Below are 12,359 nucleotides of genomic sequence, written 5' to 3'. Positions count from 1 at the left end.
AGGTGCTACTATATTGAAATTTTCAACATTTCGCACCTGATTATTGTCAAAAAATTACTCCGTTTGGCTATTTTTTTGCACTTTAAACCATTGTGCATACAATGCAGGTAAAAAGAACAAGGTGAGCAGGGTCGCCACAATCAAGCCGCCCATAATGGCAACGGCCATTGGACCAAAGAAAATACTGCGTGATAAAGGAATCATCGCCAGTACTGCGGCCAGCGCTGTCAACACAATCGGACGGCAACGACGCACGGTTGCATCAATAATGGCATTCCAGGGATCATGTCCAGCCTGAATATCCTGTTCAATCTGGTCAATCAGGATTAAAGAATTGCGCATGATCATGCCCGATAGTGCAATGGTTCCCAGCATCGCCACAAAACCAAAGGGTTTATTCAGCAATAATAGAAACAGCACTACCCCAATCAGCCCTAAAGGTGCAGTTAAAAACACAATAAATGCGCGTGACATACTCTTGAGCTGAATCATTAACAAGGTCATCACCACCGCCAGGAAGAACGGCATACCGGCATTGACCGAGTTTTGTCCACGTGCTGACTCTTCTACTGTACCGCCCACTTCAATCAGATAACCGCTTGGCAGTTCGGCACGCAGCTGATCCATTTGATCGGCCAGTTCATTCACTACGGTAGCCGGCTGCAAGTTGGTGCGAATATCGGCACGTACGGTAATGGTCGGCAAACGGTTACGATGCCAAATCAGGCCATCTTCAAATTTATATTCAATTTTGGCAATTTGCGCCAATGGCACCGAGCCCCCATTGGCAGTGGGTACGGCCAGACTGGACAGTGATTCCACACTGATCCGTTCGTTCTGATCCCCACGTAAACGGATGTCAATCAGTTCACGTTTTTCACGATACTGGTTAATCACGGCACCACTGATGGAGCTGTTCAGGAATTGCGACAAATCTAAAGTCGATACCCCCATTTGACGGGCGCGGTCCTGATCAATATTCAGCTGAATGACCTTGCTTGGCTCACCCCAGTCCAGATGGACATTGGTGGTATTCGGATTATCTGCAATGACCGCCGACACTTTATGCGCCCACTGACGCACCAGATTCAGGTCTTCACCGGAAACGCGGTACTGCAATGGATAACCGACTGGCGGGCCATTTTCCAACAGCGATACCCGGGTACGCACATCCGGCAGCAGTTTGCGGATTTCCTGGTCCAGGGATTTGCGGATTTCATCGCGGTCATCCAGGGAGGAAGCCAAGACCACAAACTGGGCAAAACTGGCTTGTGGCAATTGCTGATCCAGCGGCAAATAAAAGCGGGTGGAACCTGTGCCGACATACGCCACATAGTTGTCGATGCCCTGTTTGGTCGACAGGAATTTTTCCACTTTTTTCACCGCATTTTCTGTGGCCGTGAGCGATGCGCCTTCTTCCAGTTTTAAATCGACCAGAATTTCGGCACGGTTGGATGGCGGGAAGAACTGCTGTGGCACCAGTTTAAACATCAGCACCGACAGCACAAAAATACCGACCGTGGTGGCAATCACGGTTTTACGATAGGTCAGGCACTTATTTACCCAGGATCTAAACTTTTGATAAAACCGGGTTTGATAAGGATCATGATGTTCACCGGCATGATGCAGCACAGCTTGCGGTTCTGGCTGCTTGCGTAAGCGTGCCCATAAGCGCTGATACCACGGCGCTTTTTGGATCAGATCTTTATTAAAATCTGGAAGTAACTTATCTCCCAAATATGGGACAAAAAGCACTGCCGCAAACCATGACACTACCAAGGCAATGGTCACCACCTGGAAAATGGAACGGGTATATTCACCGGTACTGGATGCTGCAGTGGCAATCGGTAAAAAGCCGGCTGCGGTAATCAAGGTACCGGTCAGCATTGGAAAAGCCGTGGTTTTCCAGGCAAAACCTGCGGCTTCCAGCCGGCTATAGCCCTGCTCCATTTTCACGGCCATCATTTCAATCGCAATAATGGCGTCATCCACCAATAAACCGAGCGCGAGAATTAAAGCGCCGAGTGAAATTTTATGCAGTCCGACATCAAATATATTCATGCCGGCAAAGGTCATGGCCAGCACCAGTGGAATGGAAAATGCCACCACCAGACCGGTACGAAAACCCAGAGAAAAGAAGCTGACCAGCAACACGATAATCACCGCTTCTGTCAGCACTTTCATGAATTCATTCACGCTGCGTTTCACTGCAACCGGTTGATCGGAGACTTTTTTCAGCTGCATGCCCAAAGGCAAAGATTTTTGTAAATGGGCAAATTCGGTCTCTAAATTTTTACCTAAAGCCAGAATGTCGCCGCCTTTACGCATGGAAACTGCAATGCCAATGCCATTTTCGCCCATAAAGCGCATCCGTGGCTGGGCCGGTTCGCTAAAGCCGCGATAGATTTCGGCAACATCGCCCAGTTGAATGGTTTTGCCTGCCACCAAAAGCGGCATGTGCTTGAGTTCATCGACATTTTGCAACTGGCCACTAACGCGCATTTGAATGCGGTCGGTTCCTGTTTCAAAGAAACCAGCACTGGCCATGGTGTTTTGCTGTTGTAGCGCTTGCTGAATCGCGGTGACCGGGATGCCCAGTTGTGCCGCTTTGGTATTGGACAGTTCAATCCAGATTTTCTGGTCTTGCAGGCCCACCAGATTGACTTTTGCAACATCCTTGACACGCTGCAACTGCAACTGCAAACGGTCGGCATATTCCTTCAAGATGGCGTAGTCATAATCTTTGCCGGTCAAGACATAGATATTTCCGAAGGTATCGCCAAATTCATCATTAAAGAAAGGCCCTTGTACGCCACTCGGCAGTTGATGCTGGATGTCACCGATTTTTTTACGTACCTGATACCAGACATCGGGAATTTGACTGGAGCGTAATGAATCTTTGGCGACAAAAGTCACCAGTGACTCACCGGGACGCGAATAGGCCATAATGCGTTCGTAATTGCCGGTACTCATCAGTTCCTTTTCAATACGATCCGTCACCTGCAAGGACACTTCCTGTGCGGTTGCTCCCGGCCAATAGGTCTGAATCACCATCACCTTAAAGGTAAACGGCGGGTCTTCACTTTGTGCCAGTTTGGAATAGGAAACGATACCGACTATACCCAGCAGCAGCATGAAATAAAGGATCAGGCCTTTATTTTTCAGTGCCCATTCCGACAGGTTAAAGTTCATGCCTAAATTCATGATGCAGCTCCTGCCGAAATTTTCACAGCACGATTTTCACGGTCAATCGGCTGGATTTTTTGTTTTTCACGCAATAAGTGCACGCCGCCAATCACCACATAATCTTGCGGATTCAGGCCAGACAATACCGGCACGCTGTCACGGCCATAGGCCCCCAATGTTACCGCCACCTTATGAATGGTCTGATCAGGTTTCACCACCCAGACATAAGCCTGCTGGTCATTGGCCGAGACACTGGACAAAGGCACGCTGAGTACATTGTTTTGGGTGTGGTTAAAAAACACCCGTGCACTCTGGCCCAGCTGAATGGCAGCGTTTCCTTCACGCAAGGCCACCTTGACACTAAAGGTACGGGACTGATCGGCTGCCGGAGAGATTTCCCGCACATAAGCGGAAAATTTGTCTTCAGGCTTGGACCACAAGGTCACCCACGCCGTTTGACCGACTTTAATTTCTGAAATGGCCTGTTCCGGCACGCCTATTACTACTTCACGATCGCCGGCAATCGCCATTTGGTACGCGGCTTGCCCCGCAGCGACCACCTGCCCCACTTCAATATTACGCGCGGTAATCACCCCGTTTTTATTGGCAATCAGCTGGTTATAACCAGTTTGGTTACTCGTAACCTGATAATTGGATTGTGCCTGCTTTAAAGCTGACATCGCCGCTTTATACTGGTTATCCACCGCGTCGTATTGTGAACGGCTCACGGCATTCATCGGTAGCAGCTGTTTAAAACGTTGCAGTTCATCTGCGGCAATTTTTGCGGCCGACTGAGCACTTTCCAGTTGTGCTTTTGCTGCATTGAGCTGCAGCTGGGCATCTTTCACATCCAGTTTTGCCAGTACCTGCCCCACTTTGACCTGATCGCCCACATCGACATAACGTTCGATAATCTGTCCGCCCACCCGGAAGGCCAAAGCCGTTTGCTGGCGTGCCTGCACATCTCCAGCATAGCTTTTCTGCTCGTTATGGGTACTGTTCGGCTGAGTCACCATCACAAACGGAACCTGTTCTGTTTCGGTTGCCTCCGTGCTGCAGCCCAATAAAGTCACACTGCAAATAATCATCATGCTGGCAAGGGCGGTTTTTACTGCAATCTTTACTGTGCTCATGAGGTTGGCTCTTATCTCAAAATGTTTTTTAGGGCAAAATAAGCATTATCTTAAACTGATCGTTTTTTAATTAATATACTTATCGGTACATTAATTGGGAATCGAGGGTCAAATCAATGACCTTTTTCATTTTTTTGGAAAAAATTGTGCAAATAAATGTGGGTCGCCCCAAAGACTTAGAAAAACGTCAGCGCATTTTAACTGCAGCAAAAAGCTTATTTTTAAGGTGTGGCTACCATGGTTCCAGCATGAACCAGATTGCCCAGGAAGCGGGTGTCACCAAACTGACGGTCTACAATCACTTTCAGGACAAAGCCAATTTATTTGTCTGTGCCATTGTTGCAACATGCGAAGAATTACTCAGTGCTCGCCCCTTAAACCTGCAAGCCAACAGTAATTTTTATCAAGAATTTGTGCATGCCTGTGAGCTGGCCCTCAATATCACCAACTTGCCTGAAGCCATCAAACTGGAACGCTTATTGGTGGAACTGGCGGCGGAACAAAATCCACTAGCACAGACATTTTATAATGCCTGCCATCTGCGTATGAATGCGCTGTGGGAAAACTTTTTTCAGCAGGCCATCGAACTGGGCTTTATTCAGCCAGAAGCATTAAAAAACCTGACCTTACTGATCCTTTCTTTACTGTTGGGCATGCGCCATCATGAAGTGCTGCTTGGGGTGCGGGAAGTGCCTACTGCTGAAGAAAGGCAGCAGATTATTCAGTACAGCATTGAAATCTTTATGCTGAAATATCAAAAAAAACCTTAAAAACTATTGTTCCATTTTCCTGACTGCGCAAACGGCACCTCAATTGCGAGTTTTAGCAGCAAAAGATTACCGACTTTTGTCTGCCCCCTACTTGGAATGTTATTGAATCGGGGTATATTCAAAATAGAAGCCTAGGAGAATGAAAAAAATGATTCAACAAATTGATGCTCCACTGCGTGAGGATGTACGCTTACTTGGGAACCTGCTGGGAGAAACCCTCAAGGAGCATGCTGGACAAGATTTGTTTAATCAGGTCGAACAAATTCGTGCCCTGTCTAAGGGTGCGCGTGATGGCCAGGTTGAAGCCGAAAAACAGCTGGAACAACTGTTCTTGAGTCTGGAAGATGATGAAATTCTTCCCCTCACCCGTGCATTCACCCACTTTCTGAATTTTGCCAATATTGCCGAACAGTACAATGTGGTTCGAAGTCGCCGTAAGAGTGAATTTGATGAAAATGCACCATCTCCCAATCCGCTCGATCACCTGTTCAAGAAATTCAAAGATCATGAAATTTCCGCAGATACTTTATTCAAGCAGATTTGCGAACTAAAAATTGAATTGGTACTCACGGCGCATCCGACAGAAGTCAGCCGCCGAACTTTAATTCAAAAATATGATGACATTAATGATTGCCTGTTTAAGGCCGATCAACAAAAGCTGACTCCACGTGAACGCAAAGCTGTACTAGAAGAACTCAAACAACTGATTTGTTCTGCCTGGCAGACCGATGAAATTCGTCAGCACCGCCCTACGCCAGTCGATGAAGCCAAATGGGGCTTTACCACCATTGAACAAACCCTGTGGAATGCGGTTCCCAAGTTCATCCGCGAACTGGATGAAATGGTTGAAGATCACTGTGGCCAGCGTTTACCCTTAACCGTTGCACCGGTGCGTTTTGCCTCATGGATGGGTGGTGACCGTGATGGCAACCCAAATGTCACCCATAACATTACCCAGGAAGTATTGTGGTTATCGCGCTGGAAAGCGGCTGATCTGTATTTGCGTGATATGGAAGACTTGCGCTGGGAATTGTCGATTCAGAACTGTAGCGATGAACTGATGCATGCACTCGGTCATACGCATCCTGAACCGTACCGTGAATATCTTCGCGATACCCGCGAACGCTTAAAGGCCACCCGTCACTGGCTTGCACAAAAGCTGCAAGGGCAAGATGCCGATGACAGCCTGGTGATTAAAAGCAAAGATGAATTATTGCAGCCTTTATTGCTGTGCTACCGTTCACTGATTGCCTGCAACCTGCCTGAAATTGCCAATGGCAAACTGCTTGATTTTATTCATCGGGTCAACTGCTTTGGCATTGAACTGTTGAAACTGGATATCCGTCAGGAATCCGGTCGTCATCGTCAGGCCATTTCTGCCATTACTGAATATCTGGGTCTGGGCAATTTTGAAACCTGGACCGAACAGGCACGTCAAAACTTCCTGTTGCAAGAATTGCAAAGCAAACGCCCCTTACTGCCAAAACATTTGAATGAGCCGAAGCAGAGCCTAATTGAGCATCCGGACGTGCAGGAAGTCTTTGCCACCATGCGCACTCTGGCCGAGCAGCCTGAAGAAAGTCTGGGTGCTTATATTATTTCCATGGCTGAATATCCGAGTGATGTACTGGCAGTATTATTACTGCAAAAAGAAGCCGGCATTAAGCACCCGCTGCGCGTCGTTCCATTATTTGAAACCCTGAAAGACCTCGACGGCGCAGCCCATACCATGAACACCCTGTTCAATATGCATTGGTACAAACAGCATATTCAGGGCAAGCATGAGGTGATGATTGGCTATTCCGACTCGGCCAAAGATGCCGGATTTATGTCGGCCAACTGGGCGCAATACCGTGCGCAGGAAGAACTCACCGCGGTCGCACAACAACATGCCGTACAACTCACCCTGTTCCATGGCCGCGGCGGTTCGATTAGCCGTGGCGGTGCACCGACCCAGCAAGCGCTATTTTCACAACCGCCAGGCTCTATTTCCGGTGCCATCCGCGTGACCGAACAAGGGGAAATGATTCGCTTCAAGTTTGGTCTGGAAGGCATTGCCTTACAAAATCTGGAGATTTATACCGCAGCCACTTTAGAAGCGACCTTGTTACCGCCACCGGTGCCTAAAGATGAATGGCGTGAGTTAATGGACAAAATGACTGATTTATCGGTACAGGTGTATCGTCAAACGGTACGTGAAAATCCACATTTTGTGAAATATCTGCGTACCGTGACACCGGAACTTGAATTGCAGATGCTGCCTCTGGGTTCACGACCGGCAAAACGTAAGGTCAGCGGTGGTATTGAATCTTTACGTGCCATTCCCTGGGTCTTTGCCTGGACCCAAATCCGTTTGATGCTTCCGGCCTGGCTGGGTACGGGCGCTGCGATTAACCAAGTGATCGATCAAGGCCAAAAAGATTTGCTGGATGAAATGCTGCAACAATGGCCATATTTCCAGACCCTGATTGATATGCTGGAAATGGTTCTGTCTAAAGCCGACGGTCATGTAGCGCTTTATTACGAATCGCATTTAACTGATGATGAAGATTTAAAAATCCTGGGCAATGAACTGCGTCAGCGCTTAAAAGATGCAGTAAAAACCTTGTTGGCTTTAAAAGGTGAATCACAACTGCTCAGCAGCAATGAAGTGCTGGACCAATCTATGCGGGTACGTAAACCGTATTTATTGCCGCTGCATTTATTGCAGGCTGAACTGATGAAACGCCGCCGTCGCTATTTGGCAGAACGTCAGGCCGAGCATACCCCGGTCGATCATGCCTTGATGGTCAGTATTGCAGGTATTGCAGCGGGACTGCGCAATACGGGATAAGCCTATTTTTCTAAGGACCAGCACACTCCTTGAGTGTGCTTTTTTTGACCATATAATAAAATTTTAATATTTTTTTATAAATGGAATAACAAAAATTCATGATAAATCAATGGTACAAATGATAATATTAGCTATTGATTTCACATTATTTTTAAAGGCTAAAACTTTTACCATTCGGTAAAAATATTTGAAAAGTCAGGGCATTAGTTTAAATAAAATTTTATTATAGCGATTAAATCTTCTAAAAAAGAAGCGTATGATGTGCACAATTTAGCTTTTGAGTGCTCAAAAAATGTCCAATTGGTTCCCCCAATGGCGTCCCTATAAAGGTAGCATCGATGCACATCCCGTAGGTACCAATGAATATCTCCCGCCTGCACAAAGTGTGGTTTTAGGCATACAACACGCTTTCGCCATGTTTGGTGCGACAGTACTCGCACCATTTTTGATGGGCTTTGATCCTAATCTGGCTATTTTAATGTCAGGGATCTGTACCATTCTGTTTTTCTTGATGACCGGTGGTCGTGTACCGAGTTATTTAGGTTCAAGTTTTGCCTTTATTGGTGTGGTCATTGCTGCAACCGGTTATGCCGCTTCGGGTACAGGTGCACCCAATGCCAATCTGGCCTTGGCCGCTGGCGGTATTATGGCCTGCGGTATTCTGTATGCCATTTTTGGTTTTATTGTGATGGCAACCGGCACCAACTGGATTGAGAAACTCATGCCACCTGTGGTAACCGGTGCCGTGGTGATGATCATTGGTTTAAACCTTGCACCTGTTACGGTAAAAGGTGTCGCTGGCAATAACTTTAATATGTGGATGTCACTGGTCACGGTGATGTGCATGGGCTCGATTGCGGTATTTACTAAAGGCCTGCTGCAACGTCTGCTGTTATTGATCGGTTTATTACTGGCTTATTTGGTCTATTACATTGTTTCCAATGTCATGGGGCATGGCATGCCGATTAATTTCACTCCCATTCAACAGGCTGCCTGGTTCGGTATGCCAACCTTCCATTCACCGGTATTCGATGCCAATGCCATTTTGATTATTGCACCTGTTGCCTTGATTTTAGTGGCTGAAAACTTGGGCCATATTAAGGCGGTGAGTGCCATGACTGGTGAAAACCTGGACCCACACATCGGTAAGGCTTTTGTGGCAGATGGTATTGCCACCACATTATCCGGTGGCGTCGGTGGTCCCGGAATGACCACGTATGGTGAAAATATTGGCGTGATGGCGGTAACCCGCGTCTATTCCACCATTATTTTTGTCTTTGCCGGTATCTTTGCAGTTTTCCTCGGACTATCACCCAAATTTGGTGCCATTATCCATACCATTCCGACGGCCATCTTAACCGGTGCGTCGATTGTAGTGTTTGGTTTAATTACCATTGCCGGTGCGAAAATCTGGATTGAAAACAAAGTCGATTTTTCTAAAAACAAAAACCTGATGGTGGCTGCGGTAACCATTATTTTAGGTACCGGTGACTTTGCTTTGCAATTTGGTAACTTTAACCTGGGTGGTATTGGTACTGCGACCTTTGCCGCTTTAATCCTGAACTGGTTTTTTAGCTGGGGCGATAAATCATAATAGCCATTTAAAATATTTTAAAAATTTCAGGCAGCCGCAAGGCTGCTTTTTTTATCTCTGATGCTGAGGAAATTTTAGTATGATGAGTCAAATTTCACTGAGCAGACTCAGCACATGCGTCTCGACTTTTTTGATTTGCAACTGTTCTTGAATATTGTAGAGACCGGCAGTCTCACTAAAGGTGCAGAACGCTGTTCGATTTCCCTGCAAGCCGCCAGTGAGCGGATTAAAAAAATTGAACAGCAGTTTACTGTGCATTTATTCATCCGCCATGCTTCCGGAGTCAAGCTGACCCTTGCTGGACAGGTTTTTGCCTCACAGGCTCAGGTGTTGCTGCATCAGGCTCAACAATTGCAACAGCAGATGCTGCCCTTCTCTACAGGTTCGCAAAGTGAAATGATGTTGTGGTGCAATTCCTCTGCACAAAGTGAATATCTGCCCCTGCTTTTGCCGCAATATCTGCTCGAAAACCCGAATATCCAGATTGAATTAAAAGAAGCGGAAAGTAACGATATTATTCAGGCACTGGAAAATGGCAGCGCCCAGCTTGGCTTGATTTCAAGTTTTTTTAATGCAAAAAATCTACAGACCCTGGAATTTTTCGATGATCCTCTGGTGCTGATTTGCCCCATGTATCATGAACTGCAGCATCAATCTGTCCTGCAATTGGCTGATGTACTGAATTACCCGTTCGTGGGCCTGATGCAATATCACTCCTTACAGCAATCGATTGAAACCCAGGCCAAATTACTCGGCTGCGCGATTCAGTACAGGTTACGTTTACCCAATTTTGCCGCCATTGCCCAGGTGGTGGCCAATGGTGTCGGGATTGCGATTATGCCAAAACGCGCGGCCAACCGTTTAAGTTCGGTTTATTCATTTCAGCAAATTGAACTGACGGGGGACTGGGCCAATCGCAAGCTGTTATTGGCAGCAAAAAACTTTGATGCCCTGCCGCTGTCTTATCAACATTTCAGTCAGTTTTTAGTTTCGCAAAAATCCCGGTTACTGAGCTGAATTAAAACTGATTCTTTTCCAGATAATTTTAGCGATGACTTTAGATCAGGCCAAACTGGTGCAGCACCATATACGCGCCAAAAATCACCAGGCCACAAAAGAACATCTTGCGAAACTTTTGTTCCGGAATGCGATAGCGGATTTTAGTGCCCAGCCACATTCCCACTAATGCAGGGAATAAGGCGATCAACGACATCTTATAGTCCATTGGAATATTTTCCACCGGATTTTGATGTAGAAATACGGCCAGACAAAGGGTTGAAGTGGTAAAGGCCAAGCCGAGTGACTGAACCAGATCATCGCGTTTTAAATGCAGCGCTTGCAAATAAGGCACTACCGGAATCACCACCACCCCTGTAGCTACAGTTAATGCTCCCCCGAGATAGCCGATAATCGGAGATAAGCATTTTTCATGCGCGGCCAGATTGGGCATATTTTTCGCAAATAGGCCATACACGCCATACAATGCCAGCATTGCACCCAGTAAAGCCTCGCTCTGAAATTCCCCCTGCCCCAGGGTAGGGAAAATACTCCAGATGGAACCGGCAATAATCTCCAGCAATAAAGGCCAAAAACGGCGCACTAGTCTCAGCACTTGCCCTTCGGCAAACAGCTGCCAAAAATTGGTGACCATCGACGGTACGATCAGCAAGGTAGTCGCTTGGAAGGGACTCATAAAAATCGTCAGCAAAGCCATGGAAACTGCTGGTAAACCCAGGCCCAAAGTACCTTTAATCATGCCGGCAATGGCAAATACCCCAATCACAAAGCCAATCATCTTCAGCATCCTTAAAAACTCAAAAGCTATGCTAGGTGAATGGAGTAGATTAAAAAATCACTGTTTTTGGGACTCAGCCTCAATAAAAAATTGAGGCTTTTCGGTCGTGGAATGTTAAAAACCAGCCCTATAAATATGACAAATTGTTAATTTTAGATTAATAATTAATCAATTGATTGCATGTTTACATAAAGATTCCATCAATTAATAAAACATTATTAAGCTGAGATTAACTGTATGATTTGCGAGCCATATTATGGTCATTTTTTACCCTAATTTCGGCAAATTAAGCTCTTTTTTTGCCCAAAATTAAGTTTTTTGCAGGCTAAAACGGGTGGATTTTTAAACAGAACCTCTTTAAAGTACGCGCTTCGCATGAATAAGCTATGTAATAACATAGCATTTTTACTATTTAGAGAAAAAATATTCGGGTTTTAGTTCTGAAAATGCTGTCTATTTTTTCTAAAAGCAATTGAAGATAAGGTAGAGATTTAAGAATGATTTATGATGGACATCATAGCAATATGATTAACACTGCAGATCAGAATACTGCGGTAATCTCCCAAAATTTCCAGAAGCATCAAGCAGGTTCAGGCACCAAAGATTCCAAAAATAAAGGTATTCCCTATCTGAATGTACGTAAATTCACGCAAAAGTTACACAATATGGCCTCAGCCACCAGTACCAAAAAATGTGCACGAAGCATCCGAATTGCACTACAGTCGGCTGGTGCGAGAATTTTAAACCATCCTGTGGCAGCTGCAGATTGGGGCAACACCCTGCAGACGATTGGTTATAAAAAAATCAATCCCTCTTTCGATAATCCGAAAGAAGGTGATATTTATATCATTCATCGTACCCAGAAGCATGTGTATGGGCATATTGCTGCCTATGCCGGTAATCAATGGGTTTCTGATTTCCGCCAAAAAAGTCATGCGGTTTATAAGAATGATCAGGTGCGCTATACCTATTACCGTTTAGCATAATAGGTATAAGTCATCAATAAGACACCTTTTCAGGTGTCTTATTTTTTATATGAGTTAACAGG

8 protein-coding genes are annotated in these 12,359 nt (G+C 45.9%); 5 read left to right on the top strand and 3 right to left on the bottom strand.

What is annotated here, in order from left to right:
- Positions 1 to 54: 54 nt before the first annotated feature.
- On the bottom strand, positions 55 to 3,192 hold the full coding sequence (locus tag WAE57_RS07910; protein WP_337710035.1) for an efflux RND transporter permease subunit: 3,138 nt from the start codon (positions 3,190 to 3,192) through the stop codon (positions 55 to 57).
- 8 nt (positions 3,193 to 3,200) lie between these two features.
- A complete protein-coding gene (locus WAE57_RS07905) occupies positions 3,201 to 4,319 on the bottom strand; it encodes an efflux RND transporter periplasmic adaptor subunit (RefSeq protein WP_337709840.1) in 1,119 nt (372 codons plus the stop codon).
- A gap of 146 nt (positions 4,320 to 4,465) precedes the next feature.
- Here WAE57_RS07905 and WAE57_RS07900 point away from each other — a divergent pair, with 146 nt between their 5' ends.
- From WAE57_RS07900 to WAE57_RS07885, 4 genes are all read left to right on the top strand, one after another.
- Positions 4,466 to 5,089, top strand: a complete 624-nt coding sequence (locus WAE57_RS07900) for a TetR/AcrR family transcriptional regulator (RefSeq protein ID WP_337709838.1) — start codon at positions 4,466 to 4,468, stop codon at positions 5,087 to 5,089.
- A 148-nt stretch (positions 5,090 to 5,237) separates the two neighbouring features.
- Complete coding sequence (gene ppc / locus WAE57_RS07895; protein ID WP_337709836.1) at positions 5,238 to 7,922, top strand: phosphoenolpyruvate carboxylase; 2,685 nt, start codon at positions 5,238 to 5,240, stop codon at positions 7,920 to 7,922.
- A gap of 292 nt (positions 7,923 to 8,214) precedes the next feature.
- Positions 8,215 to 9,516, top strand: coding sequence for a solute carrier family 23 protein (locus WAE57_RS07890; RefSeq protein WP_237787548.1), 1,302 nt, complete (start codon positions 8,215 to 8,217; stop codon positions 9,514 to 9,516).
- 114 nt (positions 9,517 to 9,630) lie between these two features.
- A complete protein-coding gene (locus WAE57_RS07885; protein ID WP_337709833.1) occupies positions 9,631 to 10,533 on the top strand; it encodes a LysR family transcriptional regulator in 903 nt (300 codons plus the stop codon).
- Positions 10,534 to 10,573: 40 nt separating this feature from the next.
- On the opposite strand, the gene WAE57_RS07880 is transcribed toward WAE57_RS07885, so the two are convergent.
- A complete protein-coding gene (locus tag WAE57_RS07880) occupies positions 10,574 to 11,311 on the bottom strand; it encodes a sulfite exporter TauE/SafE family protein (protein WP_337710033.1) in 738 nt (245 codons plus the stop codon).
- Between the two features lie 524 nt (positions 11,312 to 11,835).
- Here WAE57_RS07880 and WAE57_RS07875 point away from each other — a divergent pair.
- Positions 11,836 to 12,297 (top strand): hypothetical protein, encoded by a 462-nt coding sequence (locus WAE57_RS07875; protein ID WP_237787546.1) that lies wholly within the window; start codon positions 11,836 to 11,838, stop codon positions 12,295 to 12,297.
- Positions 12,298 to 12,359: the final 62 nt, after the last annotated feature.

The organism is Acinetobacter sp. NS-4 (assembly GCF_037402435.1).
Classification (GTDB): Bacteria; Pseudomonadota; Gammaproteobacteria; order Pseudomonadales; family Moraxellaceae; genus Acinetobacter.
Note: the sequence above shows the minus strand (reverse complement) of the source record. Positions and strands in the feature narration are given on the sequence as shown.

Coding starts and splice junctions, on each gene's coding strand:
- WAE57_RS07880 (WP_337710033.1), bottom strand. CDS start 11,311: ATGATTGGCTTTGTGATTGGGGTATTTGCCATTGCCGGCATGATTAAA.
- WAE57_RS07910 (WP_337710035.1), bottom strand. CDS start 3,192: ATGAACTTTAACCTGTCGGAATGGGCACTGAAAAATAAAGGCCTGATC.
- WAE57_RS07885 (WP_337709833.1), top strand. CDS start 9,631: ATGCGTCTCGACTTTTTTGATTTGCAACTGTTCTTGAATATTGTAGAG.
- WAE57_RS07875 (WP_237787546.1), top strand. CDS start 11,836: ATGATTAACACTGCAGATCAGAATACTGCGGTAATCTCCCAAAATTTC.
- WAE57_RS07905 (WP_337709840.1), bottom strand. CDS start 4,319: ATGAGCACAGTAAAGATTGCAGTAAAAACCGCCCTTGCCAGCATGATG.
- WAE57_RS07890 (WP_237787548.1), top strand. CDS start 8,215: ATGTCCAATTGGTTCCCCCAATGGCGTCCCTATAAAGGTAGCATCGAT.
- ppc (WP_337709836.1), top strand. CDS start 5,238: ATGATTCAACAAATTGATGCTCCACTGCGTGAGGATGTACGCTTACTT.